The following is a 16,384-nucleotide window of genomic DNA, read 5'->3' on the forward strand; positions in this document are numbered from 1 at the left end:
TGAAAATCGTTCAATCTTGGAAAGGACGATCCCGATATCGTGCGTTTTGCGGATCAATCTTCCACAGACGAAGCGGCGCATCCAGTTTTTTGAAAGATGATTTCGTTGAGGGCTGGCATTTCCGCTGTTACGGTTTGAAACGCTTCAATTGGATGACGCAGTTGCAACGCAAGCGCCCGACCATAGCGGATGTCGCACGAACGGCCGGTGTCTCCATCGGCACGGTTTCGAACTTCATCAATGGCACAGCCGGGCTGAAGGACGGCACGCGGGACCGCATCGAGAAGGCGATCGCCGCCTTGATGTACCGGCCGAGTTCCTTTGCACGCTCCCTGCCCGGCCGCGCGCCGCAGCGGCTGAAGAATCTCGACCATTTGCCGAGGCTTCTGGTGGCGGGCCGGGTGAGCGTCGACTTCCTGTGCCGCGTCGACGTGCTGCCGCATCGCGACGACCGGATCACGGCAAGCCATATCGAAAAAGCGCTGGGCGGCCCCGCGGCCAACCTTGCGGTTGCCGCCGCTGGCGTCGGGGCGCCCTATGCGCTGGACGTGGAACTGGCGACGGCGGTCGGCCAGGACGCGGAGAGCGACTGGGCGCTTGGCGCGCTTTCGAAACTGGGCGTCCACGCCTTGCCTATCCGCAGCACGCCCAACAACCGGCTTTCGCAGGCGATCGTCATCATCGAACGCAACGGCAGCCGCACCATCATCAGCGAACCGTTCGAACTGGGCGAAGTCGACCTGACCGCCAATCTGGAGATCAAACCCGAGCTACGCCCCGCCTGCCTGCACATCGAAGGCTTTCATTATGACACGATGACCGCTTCCATCGAGCGCTTTCATCAAGCCGGATGGAAAGTGAGCCTGCATTCCGCCGGTCTGCCCAGGAGCGCGCGGACGCCCGAAGTCTTTGCGCGGATGATCAGGCAGATCGACCTGACCTTCATCAACGACGTCATGATGCGCGAGATTTTCGGCTTTCGCACCGGAGTGGCGACCATGATCGAAGAGGTGCGGCTGATCCTGTCGCGCGTCAAGCCGCGCGGAACGGTCGTGCTCACCCTTGGCGAGTTCGGCGCGGTCGTCTTTCCGTCGACGGGCGGACCGCGTATCGAGGTCCCGGCGCTGCCCGTCAACAGGGTCGACGCGACCGGTGCCGGCGACAGCTTCGCCGGCATCTTCCTCAGTCTGTGGCTGCATGGCGCATCGCTGGAAACAGCGGCCCGCTACGCGGCGATCGGCGCCAGCCTGACGACCACCGTCGAGGGCGCTCAAGGGTACATCGCCGACTTCACGACATTGAAGGCCACCGCTTTAGCGAATGACGTGATGGCAAGCTAAATCGATACCTTACCGGGATGAAAGCATCCCACACCAGGCAATATCGGGAGAAACATGATCATGACGAAAGCGAAAGTCCTTCTGGTCGGCGAGAGCTGGATGAGTTCGGCCACCCACTACAAGGGTTTCGACCAGTTCGGCAGCGTCACCTTCCATCTCGGCGCGACACCTTTGGTCAACGCCCTGAAGGACAGCGAATTCGATCTCGAATACATGCCGGCCCACGAAGCCGTCGAAAAGCTGCCTTTCACCATGGAAGGCCTGTCGCAATACAGGGCGATCATCCTGTCCGATATCGGCGCGAATTCGCTGCTGCTGCATCCTGACGTCTGGCTGCACGGCAAGACCGTTCCCAACCGGCTCAAGCTTCTTCGCGACTGGACGCAAGCCGGCGGTGGGCTGGTCATGATCGGCGGCTATTTCAGCTTCCAGGGCATTGACGGCAAGGCCCGCTGGCATCGCACGGCCGTCGAGGATGCGCTGCCGGTAACCTGCCTTCCCAATGACGACCGGCTCGAAATCCCGGAGGGCTTCCGGCCCGAGATCACCGGTCCCATGGATCATCCGCTGTTTGCCGGCATCGACGGTGAATGGCCCATTCTTCTCGGCGCCAACGAGGTCGTTACCCGCGACCGGGATGATGTCGAGGTGCTGGCGCGGTTGCCGCGGGACCAGGGCGGTCATCCGCTGCTGGTTACCGGGCGCCATGGCGAGGGGCGCACGCTGGTCTGGACGTCGGATATCGGGCCGCACTGGCTGCCGAACAGCTTCGTCGAATGGCCCGGCTATGCCAGGCTTTGGACCAATGTGCTGCGCTGGGTGAGCAAGACCATCTAGCCACTCAACCCGATCAGCAACCGCTGGGAAACCGCCATGACAGCCCCGTTTCTTGTCGCCAGGAACATCGCCAAGCGCTTCGGCGCGCTGACGGCGCTCGCCAATGTCGACCTGGAAGTCCGCTCCGGCGAAGTGCTGGCGCTGCTCGGCGACAATGGCGCGGGCAAATCGACCTTCATCAAGATCCTGGCGGGCGCCCATCCGCCGAGCGAGGGCGAGATCATCATCGAAGGCAATCCGGTGGCCTTCTCCTCGCCCAAGGATGCGGCCGCATCGGGAATCGCGACGATTTTCCAGGAACTGGCGCTTTCCGAGAACCTGTCGATCGCCGAGAACGTCTTTCTCGGCCGTGAATTGAAACGCTCCATTTTGGGCATCCCCTTTCTGAAGCGCGGCGAGATGCGCCAGCGCGTCGATGGGCTGCTGCAAGAGTTAGACGCCCACATTTCCGACCCCGAAGCGCCGGTCGGCAGCCTGTCTGGCGGCCAGCGCCAGGCCGTCGCCATCTGCCGTGCGCTCAATCTGAACGCCAAACTGGTCATCATGGACGAACCGACGGCAGCCCTTGCCGTCGCCGAGACCCGCAAGGTGCTGGCGTTGACGCGGCGGCTTGCCGCGCGCGGCTGCGCCGTCGTCCTCATCAGCCACAACATTTCCGAAGTGTTCGAAGTCGCCGACCGCATCGTCGTCTTCCGACGCGGCCGCAAGGTGGCCGAACGGCTGGCCACCGAGACCAATCACGAGGAAGTCGTATCGCTCATAACAGGCGCCCATCCCGACGTGCGGGCGCTCGAAAAAACAAACTGAAACGCACGTCATTCCAGAGAGGATCAAAACCACAATGCTTTCACATCTAAGGAAAGTGCTCGCCGCCTCGGCCCTGTCGCTCGCCGTTGCCACGGCGGCGCATGCGGCCGACAAGCACAAGGTCGCCTTCGTCCCGCAGCTGATCGGCATTCCCTATTTCAACGCCATGGAAGCCGGCGGCAATCGCGCCGCCAAGGATCTCGGCGTCGACTTCATCTATTCCGGCCCTGTCGACACCAATCCGGTCGACCAGTTGCAGATCGTGCAGAACTTGATCGACCAGGGCGTCGAAGCGATCTCGGTCAGCGTGCTCGATGCCTCCAGCATCGCTCCCGTGGTCGAGAGCGCCAAGGCCAAGGGCATAAAACTGTTCACCAGCGACAGCGACGCGCCCGACAGCGGCCGCGCGGTCTATGTGGCCCAGGCGACCGACGAAGGCCTCGGCACGACGATCATCGACGAACTCGTCAAGCGCGTCGGCGAGGACGCGACGATAGGCATCGTCTCGGGCGAAGCCACGGCATCCAATTTGAACGCCTGGATCGGCTTCATGCAGAAGGAGGCAACCGCCAAATATCCGAAGCTGAAGCTGCTGGCTCCGCAATTTGCCGGCGGCACTGCCGAGCGCGCCGCGCAGATCTCGGGCGACCTCATGGCCGCCAATCCCGACATCAAGGCCATCATCGCCGTTGCCTCCTCGACTTGCCCGGGCGTCGCCCAGGCGATCGAAACCGCGGGCAAGATCGGCTCGGTCATCGGCGCCGGCTATTGCAGCCCCAACACCGCGCGATCCTACCTGAAGAGCGGCGCCTTCGGCTTCACCGTGCTGTGGGATCCCGAACAGCTCGGCTATCTCACGGTCTGGGCCGGCAAGCAGCTGATCGATGGCAAGAGCTTCGAGGCCGAGAACAACATCACCGGCCTGGAAAAGCCCGCCACCTATGATGCCGCGAAGGGCATTCTTCTGCTCGGCCCGCCAGCCGTCTTCACCAAGGACAATGTCGACAAGTTCAACTTCTGAGCCCTGACATGAATACGGTGCGACGGTCTGGAAACGGTATCTTCTCCATGAACGGGCGGGAATGGTCCCTGCTTGTCGCCTGCCTGCTGGCGATCACCATCTTCTCCGTCGCATCGCCGCATTATGCCACCTCGGGCAATGCGGTGACTGTGCTGCGCAACAGCGTCGAACTGCTGTTGATCGGCCTTGGCATGACCTTGCTTCTGGCCATGGGCGGTATCGATGTCTCGATCGGTATCGTCATGGGCCTCGCCGCCATTGCCATCGGGCGCATACTCGGCGCCGATGGCAGCCCGTTCCTGGCGATCGTCGCGGGTCCCATGGCCGGCGCGGTGCTGGGCTGCGTGACGGCCGCGGTGGTCGTTCTCGGCCGCGTTCCGGCGATCGTCGGAACGCTTGGCCTGCTGGGCGTCTACCGCACCGCCGTCTTCGTCCTGCTTGGCGGGCAATGGCTCTCCGGCCTGCCTTCGAGCCTCACCGATCTTCTCTCAACCACTGTGTTGGGGATCCCCGTCGCGGCCTTCGCCATAGCCGTTGCCTATCTCGCCGTATGGCTGGCGTTGCGGCGCACGCCCTATGGATTGCACCTGCTGGCAATCGGCAATTCGGAAGAGAAGGCGCGGCTGTCGGGAATCCCGGTGGTCAAGATACGCTTCGCGACCTTCGTCATCAGCGGTGTCCTCACCGGCATCGCCGCCACTTTTTACGTCGCCACATACCGCAATGTCGAAATGACGATCGGCAGCACGCTGGCACTCGATGCAATAGCGGCGGTCATTCTCGGCGGCACCAGCATATTGGGCGGGCGATGCAGCCTGATCGGCACGGTGCTTGGGGTGTTGTTGCTCAGAATTCTGCAAAACGGACTGCTTCTGATCGGTATTCCCTCGCTCTGGCAGCCCGTCGTCACTGGCGTTCTCATCCTTGGCGTGCTCGGCTTCGAAGCCGTCTCCAACCGCCTCCCTCTGGCCCGGTTCCAGCGAGCCCGCGCATGAAAACGCTTCGGAACCTGCAGGGTCCTGCCCTGACCCTCGCCTTGCTGTGCGGACTTTGGCTCATCGTGATCCTGGGCCTGCTGGCGCTAAAACCATCGGTTTTCAATCTCGGCACCGTCACCACCATCCTGCAGTTCTCGACGATCCTCGCTCTGGTCGGCCTCGGACAAGGGCTGGTCATCCTGGCCGGCGGAACGGGCATAGATCTGTCTGTCGGCGGTGCGGTCTCGCTCTCGGCAATCATCGCCATGCTTTGTCTGAAGCTTGGATTGCCGCCTGTTCTGTTGCCGGTCATCTGCATCCTGGCCGGCGCACTGCTCGGTGCGATGAACGGGTGGCTGGTCAACGGTCTCGCCCTTCTTCCCTTCATCGCCACGCTCGGCACCTTCTTCGTCTATTCAGGCGTCGCGCTTGCCGTCACCGGCGGCGCGGCGCAGGCGGGGGTGCCCGCATGGCTGCTTCTGTGGGGCCGTGGGGTTTTCCTGGGCATTCCCGTTCCCTTCCTCACACTCGCCATCCCGTGCTTCGCGCTTGCCGGCCTGGTGCTGATGGCGACCGCCTGGGGCCGCTGGATCTATGCCATGGGTTTCAATGAACGCTCGGCCAAACTGGTCGGCATCCCGGTCGAGCGCGTTCGCTTCATTCTCTATGTGCTGAGCGGTGCCCTTGCCGGTGCCGCAGGCCTCGTCTCGATCGCTTGGCTGGGCAGCGGCAGGCCCAATATCGGCCAGAACCTCGAACTCGAATCGCTGACCGCCGCAATGCTCGGCGGCATCGTCATCACCGGGGGGCGCGGCGGCGTCGGTGGTGTGTTCGCGGCTGTTCTGCTGCTGGTCACGCTGAAGACCGGCCTCTTGCAATTGAACATCAACACGGTCTGGCAGGTGGGGATCGTCGGCGCCCTTCTGGTGTTCGTCCTGCTTGCCGACCGGCTTTCCCAACGTTGGAGATCATAATGCCTTCCATGGAAGAGACCATCGCCGCGCGCGTCGAGGCAGCGGCCGATCGCATCGTCGAAACGCTGAGCGATCTCGTCGCCTTCCCTTCGATCGTGAAATCCAACCCGAAGGAAGCAGGTCCCGGCGAGCGCGATTGCCAGCTCTATCTGCAGAAGCGCATCGAGGCGCTGGGCTTTACGACCGATCTCTGGGATCCGGACGGCCCCGCGCTCTACGAAAAATACAAGGGGCGCGCCGGCGCCAACAAAGGCAGGACGTTCGACGGCAGGCCCAATCTCGGCGGCGTCTTGAAGGGCACTGGCGGCGGTCGTTCCATCATGCTGACCGGCCATATCGACGTCGTCCCGCCAGGCGCCGCCGGACACTGGGCAACCGACCCCTTCCAGCCCGTTCTCAAGGATGGATTCCTGCATGGCCGCGGCACCGTCGACATGAAAGGCGGCGTCGCCTGCATGCTGATGGCGGTCGAGATCCTCAGGGAACTCGAAGTTCCCCTGTCTGGCGACGTCGTTTTCACCACCGTCGTCGACGAGGAAATCGGCGGCATGGGTTCGCTTGCCATGGTCGATCGCGGCTTTCGCGCCGATGCCGGTATCATGACCGAACCGACGGCGAACAAGATCGCTCCCCTCTGTCACGGGATCCTTTGGGGCAAGATCATCATCGACGGCATAGGCGGCCATGCCGAACTGACGCCGAACGCCTGGTATTCGAGCGGTCCGGTCGATGCCGTGCAGCTTTGCCGGCAAATCCTCGACGGCATCGACATCCTCAACCGGCGCTGGATGTTCGACCCCAGGAAGAACCATCCGCTGATGGACCTGCCCAACCAGATCATCGTCACCCAGATCAATGCCGGCGAACACCCCTCCTCGATGGCGGGCCGCGGCGAGATCATCATCGACGCGCAGTACCTGCCAAGCGAGCATGACGAATTCAAGCTGGGCGGCAACGTCAAACGCGAGATCGAAGAGCATATCGCCAATGTCTGTCAGGCGGACCCTTATCTGCGAAAGCACCCTGCCCGCGTCGAATGGATCCTCGACGCCGACTGCGCCGAAATCCCGTCGGACAATCCATTCGTCGGCGTCTTCCGGCAGGCGGTCGAGCAGGCCAATTTGTCGCCGGTCCTCAGCGGCTTTGGCGCGCACAGCGATATCGGCTTGCCGACCGGTCTCGGCAACACGCCGACCGTCAACTTCGGCCCGGGCGATCCGGCGCAGGCACATCAGCCGAATGAACGTGTTTCGGTACGCGATCTCGTCGACTGCACGAAGGCGATCGCGCTCGCCGTCGAGAAATGGTGCCGTTAGAGCCACCCCAGTGGCGATGGCCCGACAGGCTGCGGCTTTTCCAAAAATCAGGGCGGATCGGTTTTGCAGCTGCCGGCAATCTGGCTGACCGCCTCGCCGAAACCGGCGAGGTCGAAATCGGCCTGACCGCGCCCGGACAACAGCCCGAAGCGCCATGACAGCAGCAGGCGGTTTGCCGGAACGAGGCGCTTGATGCCATCGGCGCCGTCGCGCACAAGCACCCTGCCGCGTGTGCCGACGGACCAGCTCTCGTCGAATTTGCCGGAACCGTCGATGGCGACCGACATGGTGATTTTCCGGCTGGCCGAGACCGCGTCGTTCAACTGCAGCCATTCGGTCCAGGCGGGCTCGCCGTCCGCCCGGCAGGCAATGGTCAGCACCGGGCTGTAGCTCAGCGCGCCGCCGCCGGTGATCAGCTTGTTGGTGGCATAGACCGACGCGGTGACGAGGCCGTCATTGCCGGTGTCGAAACGCCAATTGTCCGTGCCTGCCCCGGCAGCGCCGCAGGCCAAGGCCAGGAAAAACCCTGTGGCGGCAGCGCGCCTCAGTTCCACGAACACCCGCAACGACATCGCCAATTACCTCTGGTCTTTCAATCAACCAGATAATGATCAAGGCTTCGTATCGCCACTGGCACCCATCACAAGCCAATCCGATGTTGCAGTTTCGCAACGAAAAAGGCCGCCCGGAGGCGGCCTTTAGGAATTCATTGGAATATGCGGACTTATTCGGCGTCCTTGGCCGCTTTTTTCTTCGGCGCGGCCTTCTTCTTCGGCTCTTCCGCGTCGTCGGCGGCTTCGCTCGCCTTGGCTTCGGCCTTCTTGGCGGCCACCTTCTTCGCAGGCTTCGCCTTGGTCGCGGTATCGGCCTCCTCGTCGTCGGCCATCAGCTCTTCCTTGCTGACCTTGACGTCGGTGACCGAAATCTGCCCGAGCAGGTGATCGACCACCTTTTCCTCGAACATCGGCGCCCTGAGCGCGTTCAGCGCCTCGGGGTTGCCGCGGTAGAATTCGAAGGCTTCCTGCTGCTGATTGGCCGGGAAGCGGCGAACCTGCTCGAACAGGCCGCGCTGCAGTTCCTCGTCCGATACCGTGACACCGGCCTTCTCGCCGATCTCGGCCAGCACCAGGCCGAGGCGCACGCGGCGCTCGGCAAGGCGCATATATTCGGCGCGCGCCTCTTCCTCGGTCGTCTCTTCGTCGGCGAAAGTGCGGCCGGCGGCTTCCAGGTCGCGGTTGACCTGCGCCCAGATGTTGTTGAATTCCGCCTCGACGAGCTTCGACGGCGCTTCGAACGAATAGGCCGCGTCGAGCTGATCGAGCAGCTGGCGCTTGACCTTCTGGCGCGTCATCGAGCCGAACTGGTTTTCGATCTGGCCACGCACGATCTCACGCAGCTTGTCCAGCGATTCCAGGCCGAGGTTCTTGGCGGTCTCGTCGTTGATTTCCAGTTCGCCAGGCTTCGACACTTCCTTGACGGTAACGTCGAAAGTCGCTTCCTTGCCGGCCAGATGCGCGGCCTGGTAGTTTTCCGGGAAAGTCACGGTGACCTGCTTCTCGTCACCGGCCTTGGTGCCGACGAGCTGATCCTCGAAGCCCGGAATGAACTCCTTGGAGCCCAGCACCAGCGGTTGGTCGGTGCCGGCGCCGCCAGCGAAAGCCTCGCCGTCGATCTTGCCGAGATAGTCGATCGAGACGCGGTCGCCTTCAGCGGCCTTGCCGGTCTTCGGCTCGTAGCTGCGCGCCGATTCGGCGACGCGCTTGACCTGGTCGTCGATTTCCGAATCCGGAACGTCGAACACCTGGCGCGTCACCTTGATGTCGGAGAAATCCTTGATCTCGATGGCCGGAATGACCTCGTAGTTGAGGCGAAATTCGAAATCGACGCCGCCGGCCAGGATCTTCTCGGCTTCCTTCTCGTCCTCGGTCATGATGACCTCGGGCTGCATGGCGGCCTTCTCGCCGCGCCCGGTGATGATGGAGCGGGTCGAGTCGTTGAGGATCTCGTTGACGACCTCGGCCATGAACGACTTGCCATAGACCTTGCGGAGGTGCTGCACCGGCACCTTGCCCGGACGGAAGCCGTTGATGCGGACCTTGTTGCGCGCGTCAGACAGCCGGGCCATCAGCTTGGCTTCCATGTCACCGGCCGGCACGGTGATCTTGATCTCGCGCTTGAGACCGGAATTGAGTGTTTCGGTGACCTGCATCGTAAAACCTTTGTTTTCACCAATGAGGCTGCCAAACGGCTCCCTGCCGTTCACAGCCTGCCGGTAATTCTTGCCGGGAATGGCTTTTGGTACGGAACCTGGCGATTTGACCGGAAATACGGCTCAAACTCTCCCAAACTGCGTTCCAAAATGTGAATAAGTTCTTGTTTTTCCTACTTCTTATCACATCTTGTAGAAGCGGATCGTCGCGTTCCGTCACATTTGACACGCCTTTTGTCACAGGCGAGCCTAATTTTCAACAGTCTTCGCGCTTAGGCGAATAACCACATTTCGGCCCTTGCCCGACATCTTGTCTCCGACATTGACAGAATGATGGCTACATGGGATTGCCGGATCATGCGGGTATGGCGGAACTGGTAGACGCACCAGATTTAGGTTCTGGCGAGAGATCGTGGGGGTTCGAGTCCCTCTACCCGCACCACCCTTCGCTCTTCGAGCTTCGGGTGGCAGGCCACCTTAGGCACGCAGCCGAAGGTGTCCTCCGAAGCCTTGGCGAAGGAGGACCGGCGCCTCAATCTAATAAAGCGGTTCCTCGAACAGCGTCTTATCGCCGTCGACCAGCGCTTTGATCTGCGCCGTGCCGTCGCTGGCCAACGCCAGCTTGATTCCGAACGGACGCACCCGCATGTCATTCTGGATCGCCAGCCCCTGGCCCTCGGGCAGGTAGAAACGTTCGATCCCATAGTCCGGCGCGATCGTCATGCCTTCGCCGCGCAGATCCCAACCGGCGGCGACATGGCCCGAAATGTCGGCCTCATCGGCAGCGGCCGGCGTCGCCGCCTTGCCGAACCAGGCGGTGGTCGGCGTCCAGTAGCCATCGACGCCCTTCTTCAGCCGAACCACGATCGAGCCATCGTCGCTGGAGAATTTGTCGGCGGGGATGTTGGCGATCATTTTCACCGGTATGCGTGAAATGTCGTAGCCGAGGACAATATAGTCGCCGCGCAACAGGTCGCGCGGATCGACCGGTTCGATCTTCAGCAGCACTTCCTTGCCGTTGCGCAGGATCGCCGCCCGGCCGGCGATGATCCAGCTCAGGAAGCCGATCTGGACGACCGCCAGCACCAGCGCCGAGATAACAAGCCTCTTCCCGGTCATCATGCAGTGGCTCCCCCGGTGGCTGGATCCTTCATGCGTTTTTCGACGCGGATGATGACGATTGCCAGAATGCCGAGCAGCACCGCGGCGGCTAGGAAGAAACCGGCTGTGTCGAGCATGGATTGCAGGGTCACCACATAGATCGTGGCGAGTTCGAAGGCAAAGCCGAGATAGGCGAGCCAGCGTAGCCCCCGGCTCTCGCGCCCCGCGAACACGATTGCCGCGACGATGCCCGCCAGGGCTACGACCGAGGCAATGGTGAAACCGCTGTTGTAGGTGCGTTCGTCGGCCAGTTCGAACTGGATGACGGCCAGGCCGGTGAGGAAGCCGAGCAATGCGTGCAACGGCAAGCGGCCACCAAGCTGCACGATCCTGTCGACCGGTTCCGGTACAAGGACGCCAGCCGCGAAAAGCACGACAGAGGCAACGACCAGCGGGATCGCCACCGGAAGTGTCGCGTGATCCGTGGCCAACAGCACGAGATAGAAGAGCAGCGACAGGATGATCAGGTGCCGTGCCGGCTGGCTTCGGGTCCAGAACGATAGGACAAACAGCACGATCGCCATGACGACGAAGGCATGCGGAAAGTCGCTGCGGCTGTAATAGTCGAAGCCTTTCAGGAACAGCCAGGCGTCGGCGATGCCGACCGCCGCCACGGTCAGCGGGTTGGAGCGCAGCGCCGCCGCCGCCAGCGCCGTGCCCACGCCCCAGGTGACCAGGGCGGAAGCCTCGTCGCCGGACAAATGATACATCTGGCCGATAAGCGCGATCGAACCGCCGAACGCCGCCGCCGCCACGATCCACAACGCTTCGCCGATCGCCGCATGGTCGCGTGTCTTCAGCACCGCGCCGCCGGCATAGCCGCCCAGAATGACCGCAAAGAGTGCTGCCACCCGCGCCAGCCGCGGGATCGCTTCCCAATTGGCGGCGACGAAGATCAGGATGGCCGCTCCAAAGAGCAGCGCCGCCATCATTGCGAGGATCGAACCGAAGCTGAGCGACTGGCGTGCGTTGACCTCGACGTCGCGCCTCAGCAGGTCAGCCGTCGAGGCATCGATCAGCCCGGCCTGTTGCCATCGCCCGATGTCGCCCCTGACCCGCGCTGAGTAGCCCGCCATGTCTTCTCCCCACCCTGGTCGTCTTTTAGCCGACACAGCCAAACCGTTGACGTCACGGCACTTTCTGATTCTGGCTTCTTTATGTCAGGTCCGTGAAGCCGCGTTAATGTTGCATTGCACAATTTGCATTGCTGCCATGCAGCCATAGCGCTTTTAAATCGATATGGGTCCCCCTATTTATGGTTCGTACACAAACGGAATGATCCGCAAGAAAGACGAAACGAGACTACCATGAACCTGATCCGCAACTACCGCAACTGGCGCCGCTACCGGGACACCGTGTCCGAGCTGAGCCGCCTGAGCAACCGTGAACTGACCGACCTCGGCATCAGCCGCAGCGACATTCCTTACGTCGCTCGCAAGGCGGTCTAATTCTTCGGACCGCGAATGGTCCGAACCAGTTTTGAAAAAGAGAACGACAATGAACCTGATCCGCAACTATCGTAACTGGCGCGTTTATCGCGAGACGGTTACCGAGCTGGGTCGCCTTTCGAACCGCCAGCTGCATGATCTCGGTATCGTCCGCGACGAAATCAAGATCATTGCCCGTAAGGCGATCTAAACTGAATTTCGTCCGGGTCGACCTCCTCCCCGACCCAGACGAATACGGTCAGCCCTTACCTCCTCCCAGGGGTTGACCACCAAAACGGCGCCCGCCGCACCTCCTCCCGCGGCGGGCGCTGTTTCCCCCGGCAAAAGGTATTTTGCCCCAGAGGTTTCGCCCCTCTTAGTCAGGCGAAAAGAATTTCGTCAAAGCCGACCTCCTCCCCGGCGATGACGAATAGGCCGGACCTTCACCTCCTCCCGAGGGTTGGCCACACAAACGGCGCCCGCCGCACCTCCTCCCGCGGCGGGCGTTGTTTCCCCCGGCAAAAGGTATTTTGCCCCAGAGGTTTCGCCCTCTTTAAATGGCGAAAGGAATTTCGTCTGAGCCGACCTCCTCCCCGGCGATGACGAATACGGTCGATCTTCACCTCCTCCCGAGGATCGGCCCCAAAAACGACACCCGCCGGACCTCCTCCCCCGGCGGGTGTTGTTGTTTTCAGGGACAGGCTCTCCCGACGAGGGTTCGCGTTACCGCCGCGCGACAATTGCAATCGCGACGCCAAGCGATTATTCCGGCGGCCATGAGCAAAAATCCAATCCATATCGTCGGTGGTGGTCTCGCCGGTTCCGAAGCGGCATGGCAGGCGGCCGAGGCCGGCGTTCCCGTCATCTTGCATGAAATGCGCCCGGTTCGCGGCACCGACGCCCACAAGACCGATGGCCTGGCCGAGCTGGTCTGTTCCAATTCCTTCCGCTCGGACGACGCCGAGAACAACGCCGTTGGCCTGCTGCATGCCGAGATGCGCCTGGCCGGTTCGTTGATCATGAGCGCCGGCGACGCCAACCAGGTGCCGGCCGGCGGCGCGCTTGCCGTCGACCGCGACGGTTTTTCCGATGCGGTGACCAAAAAGCTCGAAGCGCACCCGCTGATCACCATTGAGCGCGAGGAGGTTCCCGGCCTGCCGCCGGCGGACTGGGATCAGGCGATCATCGCCACCGGACCCTTGACCGCGCCCGGGTTGGCCCAGTCGATCGCCGAAGCGACCGGCGCCGATGCGCTGGCCTTCTTCGACGCCATCGCGCCGATCATCCATTTCGACACGATCGACATGGATACCTGCTGGTTCCAGTCGCGCTACGACAAGGTCGGGCCTGGCGGCACCGGAAAGGACTACATCAACTGTCCGATGGACAAGGAGCAGTACCTCGCCTTCGTGCAGGCGTTGATCGAGGGCCAGAAGACCGAATTCAAGCAGTGGGAAGGCACGCCCTATTTCGACGGCTGCCTGCCGATCGAGATCATGGCCGAACGCGGCGTCGAGACGCTGCGCTACGGGCCGATGAAGCCGATGGGCCTGACCAACGCCCACAACCCGACGGTGAAGGCCTATGCCGTGGTGCAGTTGCGCCAGGACAACGCGCTGGGCACGCTCTACAACATGGTCGGCTTCCAGACCAAGCTGAAGCACGCCGAGCAGGTGCGCGTGTTCCGCACCATTCCGGGCCTGGAAAACGCCGATTTCGCACGGCTGGGCGGCTTGCACCGCAACACCTACATCAACTCGCCGACCCTACTCGACGCCTCGCTGCAGCTGAAGTCGCGGCCCGGCCTGCGTTTTGCCGGCCAGATCACCGGCTGCGAGGGCTATGTCGAAAGTGCGGCGATCGGCCTGCTCGCCGGCCGCTTCGCCGCGGCCGAGCGGCTCGGCCATGCACCGTCCCTGCCGCCGCTCACCACCGCCTTCGGCGCGCTGCTCAACCACATCACCGGCGGCCATATCGTTTCCGATGATGAACCGGGCAAGCGATCCTTCCAGCCGATGAACGTCAATTTCGGCCTGTTCCCGCCAGTGGAAGCACAGAAAGTCGAAGGCAAGCGTCTGCGCGGCAAGGACAAGACCGTTGCCAAACGCCATGCGATCACGTCGCGCGCGCGGAATGACTGTCGACAGTGGCTGAGTTTGCCGGCGGAGACGGCTCAGGCGGCGGAGTAGCGGTCAGCCCTTTTGGTTGGGTCCGAAGCCAAAGTAGGATAGTATCCTACTTTGCGTTTGGAGCCCCGGTCATGGAATCCGCCGAGAAACTATCCGTCACCGTCACGCCCGCCATGGCGCGTATGATCCGCGAAAAGGTCGAGGATGGTTCTTTCGGCTCGGCAAGCGAGGTCATCCGCGCCGCTCTTCGCGCCTTCCAGCGCGAAGAAGAAGAACATGCCGAGCGTATGGCCGCCATCCGAGCCCGCGTGAAAGCTTCGATCGAAGACACGAGACCGGGCGTTCCATTGGATGAAGCGATCGAGAGAGTAAGAAAACGAATCTCGGGGTTGGCGGGAGAGCGATGATCCAGCGTCTCGCCGTCATTGTTAGTGAAGAAGCGATCGCGGATATGGGTTCGATAGCCAGCTACATCTTCAATCAGAGCGGAAGCCAGCAAGTCGCCATTAAATTCGTCGATCGCATCGAACTCCGCTGCCAAAGCATAGGCAATGCGCCTCGCGGTGCCGGTCCCGTGATGACATCATGCCGGGCCTGCGAACCCGTTCGAAAACTCCGCCATTATCGCATACGTCGTCGACAATGATCTCGTGCGCATCGTCAACACCTTCTACGGCGGCCGCGACTTTGAAACGATGATGCGCGATGGCGGATCAAGCGAGCCATCCTGAGGAACTGCTATTCCGCCGGTTCCGTGCCGGCAAACGGCAATCCCGGCTTGCCCGATTCTCCCGGATTTCTCCGCACATATGTCGCCTTCAGGCTCTCCGACGTATCGCGCGAGCCATCGTGGCTCCAGCCCGGTGGCTTGATGAGGTAATTCAGGCGCTCTCGAAGCGTCAGCCCGGGCGCGAACGCATCCCGGAACATGCCGATCCATTCGTGGAACGCCACTTTCAGCGGGTTGAAGGTGCCCAGGTTCTTGACGATTCCATAGCGCGGCCGATCTTCTTCCAGCTCCTCGACGAAGGTGCCGAACATGCGGTCCCAGATGATCAGCGTGCCGGCATAATTGGCGTCGAGATAGCGCGGATTGGTGGCGTGATGGACGCGGTGGTGTGACGGCGTGTTGAAGATGAGCTCGAACCAGCCCCACATCTTGCCGATCGTCTCGGTGTGGATCCAGAATTGCCAGACCAGGTTGAAGCCGAAGGTGAAGGCGATCACCGCCGGGTGAAAGCCGAGCAGCACCAGCGGCGCCTGCAGCACGAACATGAAGGTGAAAAGGCCGGTCCAGCTCTGCCTGAGCGCCGTCGACAGATTGTAGTGCTGGCTGGAATGGTGGTTGACGTGCTCCGCCCACACCCAGCGCACCCGATGCGCGATGCGGTGATAGACGTAGTAGCGCAGATCATCGAGCAGGAAGGCGGTCAGAAAAACCCAGACAGACAGGCCGAGATTGAAGACGCGGAACTGCCACAGCCACAGCAGCGCCCAATAGGAGACGACGCCAAGCAGCAGCCCGGCAACGACATTGCCGGTTCCCATCATCAGGCTGGTCAGCGTGTCGCGCGTCTCGAACGAACCTTTGGCGCGGCCGCTGCGCACCAGCCATAGCTCGATCAGGATCGCCGCGACGAAAAACGGAATGGCCAGCTGGGTGACCTGCGGAAAATCATAGCTGTCCATCACGCGGCCTCCCTGTCGCCACTCAGTGTTTGCGGCTGAAGCCGGGCCAGCACCGCTTTTGCGTCGCCGGCGTCGGCGAAGGTGAAGCGGCCACCTTTCCAGGTGAAATCGGCAAGCCGCAAAGTGATGGCGTTGGCGGCGTCCGAGGTCAGCGCCGCGACATCACCAGGTGCGACGACTCGGGTCAGGAAACAATCGCCTATAACCTGAACGATGCCGAGACGCCCTCTCCCCAACTCCAGGAAAGCGGCCTGACCGTCGGACGTGAGCCGGACGGCTGTTACCTCTTCATCCGGATAATCCTGCGCAAAACGTTCGCGCGCCTGCGCCGCGTCGGCGAGCCTTGCCTTGCGGCTGCCGCCGGTGAAATGCACCGCGGCGACCGACAGCGCTATGCCAAGCACGACGATCGCGACAAGCACGGGCAAGCTCATGGACAGGCATCTCCTCCGACCGGCCCGTTGTCTCAAGCAACGGTTCCGCGCGGCGATGCTTAG

At 62.3% G+C, this 16,384-nt stretch carries 18 protein-coding genes and 1 tRNA gene; 13 read left to right on the plus strand and 6 right to left on the minus strand.

Going from position 1 to position 16,384, the window contains the following annotated elements; translation table 11 throughout:
- Window positions 1-152 precede the first annotated feature (152 nt).
- The 7 genes from LB564_RS03905 to LB564_RS03935 are packed head-to-tail and all read left to right on the plus strand — an operon-like array spanning window position 153 to window position 7,272.
- Window positions 153-1,340, plus strand: a complete 1,188-nt coding sequence (locus LB564_RS03905) for a carbohydrate kinase family protein (protein WP_224535087.1) — start codon at window positions 153-155, stop codon at window positions 1,338-1,340.
- A gap of 60 nt (window positions 1,341-1,400) precedes the next feature.
- The gene (locus LB564_RS03910; RefSeq protein WP_224535089.1) at window positions 1,401-2,177 is read left to right on the plus strand and encodes a glutamine amidotransferase; all 777 of its coding nucleotides are present in this window, start codon (window positions 1,401-1,403) and stop codon (window positions 2,175-2,177) included.
- A 36-nt stretch (window positions 2,178-2,213) separates the two neighbouring features.
- Entirely contained in the window at window positions 2,214-2,984 is a 771-nt protein-coding gene (locus tag LB564_RS03915) for an ATP-binding cassette domain-containing protein (protein ID WP_224535091.1), read from the plus strand.
- A gap of 34 nt (window positions 2,985-3,018) precedes the next feature.
- Window positions 3,019-4,005 (plus strand): autoinducer 2 ABC transporter substrate-binding protein, encoded by a 987-nt coding sequence (locus LB564_RS03920; RefSeq protein ID WP_224535094.1) that lies wholly within the window; start codon window positions 3,019-3,021, stop codon window positions 4,003-4,005.
- Between the two features lie 47 nt (window positions 4,006-4,052).
- On the plus strand, window positions 4,053-5,000 hold the full coding sequence (locus LB564_RS03925; protein ID WP_224535096.1) for an ABC transporter permease: 948 nt from the start codon (window positions 4,053-4,055) through the stop codon (window positions 4,998-5,000).
- Complete coding sequence (locus tag LB564_RS03930; RefSeq protein WP_140701592.1) at window positions 4,997-5,956, plus strand: ABC transporter permease; 960 nt, start codon at window positions 4,997-4,999, stop codon at window positions 5,954-5,956. The genes LB564_RS03925 and LB564_RS03930 overlap by 4 nt, the downstream gene beginning before the upstream one ends.
- Window positions 5,956-7,272, plus strand: coding sequence for a M20 family metallopeptidase (locus tag LB564_RS03935; protein ID WP_140701593.1), 1,317 nt, complete (start codon window positions 5,956-5,958; stop codon window positions 7,270-7,272). The genes LB564_RS03930 and LB564_RS03935 overlap by 1 nt, the downstream gene beginning before the upstream one ends.
- Before the next feature lie 47 nt (window positions 7,273-7,319).
- On the opposite strand, the gene LB564_RS03940 is transcribed toward LB564_RS03935, so the two are convergent.
- Both LB564_RS03940 and tig read right to left on the minus strand, forming a co-directional pair.
- Window positions 7,320-7,844, minus strand: a complete 525-nt coding sequence (locus LB564_RS03940) for a hypothetical protein (protein WP_224535099.1) — start codon at window positions 7,842-7,844, stop codon at window positions 7,320-7,322.
- Window positions 7,845-7,996: 152 nt separating this feature from the next.
- Entirely contained in the window at window positions 7,997-9,481 is a 1,485-nt protein-coding gene (gene tig, locus LB564_RS03945) for a trigger factor (protein WP_224535100.1), read from the minus strand.
- Between the two features lie 359 nt (window positions 9,482-9,840).
- Between tig and LB564_RS03950 the strand changes: the two genes are divergently transcribed.
- Window positions 9,841-9,923 (plus strand) — tRNA-Leu (locus tag LB564_RS03950).
- Between the two features lie 95 nt (window positions 9,924-10,018).
- Here LB564_RS03950 and LB564_RS03955 read toward each other — a convergent pair.
- Together LB564_RS03955 and LB564_RS03960 are read right to left on the minus strand one after the other, a co-directional pair.
- Window positions 10,019-10,603, minus strand: a complete 585-nt coding sequence (locus tag LB564_RS03955) for a GDYXXLXY domain-containing protein (protein ID WP_140701595.1) — start codon at window positions 10,601-10,603, stop codon at window positions 10,019-10,021.
- The gene (locus LB564_RS03960; protein ID WP_224535101.1) at window positions 10,600-11,718 is read right to left on the minus strand and encodes a DUF2157 domain-containing protein; all 1,119 of its coding nucleotides are present in this window, start codon (window positions 11,716-11,718) and stop codon (window positions 10,600-10,602) included. Before LB564_RS03960 ends, LB564_RS03955 begins: the two co-directional genes overlap by 4 nt.
- Window positions 11,719-11,949: 231 nt before the next feature.
- On the opposite strand from LB564_RS03960, the gene LB564_RS03965 reads away from it, so the two are divergent.
- The 5 genes from LB564_RS03965 (at window position 11,950) to LB564_RS03985 (ending at window position 14,844) form a co-directional block, all read left to right on the plus strand.
- Window positions 11,950-12,090 (plus strand): DUF1127 domain-containing protein, encoded by a 141-nt coding sequence (locus tag LB564_RS03965; protein ID WP_013531315.1) that lies wholly within the window; start codon window positions 11,950-11,952, stop codon window positions 12,088-12,090.
- A gap of 49 nt (window positions 12,091-12,139) precedes the next feature.
- On the plus strand, window positions 12,140-12,280 hold the full coding sequence (locus LB564_RS03970; RefSeq protein WP_065005581.1) for a DUF1127 domain-containing protein: 141 nt from the start codon (window positions 12,140-12,142) through the stop codon (window positions 12,278-12,280).
- A gap of 565 nt (window positions 12,281-12,845) precedes the next feature.
- Window positions 12,846-14,258 (plus strand): methylenetetrahydrofolate--tRNA-(uracil(54)-C(5))-methyltransferase (FADH(2)-oxidizing) TrmFO, encoded by a 1,413-nt coding sequence (gene trmFO / locus LB564_RS03975; protein ID WP_224535104.1) that lies wholly within the window; start codon window positions 12,846-12,848, stop codon window positions 14,256-14,258.
- Between the two features lie 71 nt (window positions 14,259-14,329).
- Window positions 14,330-14,605 (plus strand): type II toxin-antitoxin system ParD family antitoxin, encoded by a 276-nt coding sequence (locus LB564_RS03980; protein ID WP_224535106.1) that lies wholly within the window; start codon window positions 14,330-14,332, stop codon window positions 14,603-14,605.
- On the plus strand, window positions 14,602-14,844 hold the full coding sequence (locus LB564_RS03985) for a type II toxin-antitoxin system RelE/ParE family toxin (protein ID WP_263491131.1): 243 nt from the start codon (window positions 14,602-14,604) through the stop codon (window positions 14,842-14,844). The genes LB564_RS03980 and LB564_RS03985 overlap by 4 nt, the downstream gene beginning before the upstream one ends.
- A 92-nt stretch (window positions 14,845-14,936) precedes the next feature.
- On the opposite strand, the gene LB564_RS03990 is transcribed toward LB564_RS03985, so the two are convergent.
- Both LB564_RS03990 and LB564_RS03995 read right to left on the minus strand, forming a co-directional pair.
- The gene (locus LB564_RS03990) at window positions 14,937-15,887 is read right to left on the minus strand and encodes a sterol desaturase family protein (RefSeq protein ID WP_224535108.1); all 951 of its coding nucleotides are present in this window, start codon (window positions 15,885-15,887) and stop codon (window positions 14,937-14,939) included.
- On the minus strand, window positions 15,887-16,321 hold the full coding sequence (locus LB564_RS03995; protein ID WP_224535109.1) for a hypothetical protein: 435 nt from the start codon (window positions 16,319-16,321) through the stop codon (window positions 15,887-15,889). The genes LB564_RS03990 and LB564_RS03995 overlap by 1 nt, the downstream gene beginning before the upstream one ends.
- Window positions 16,322-16,384: the final 63 nt, after the last annotated feature.

Source organism: Mesorhizobium sp. ES1-6 (assembly GCF_020164775.1).
Classification (GTDB): Bacteria; Pseudomonadota; Alphaproteobacteria; order Rhizobiales; family Rhizobiaceae; genus Mesorhizobium.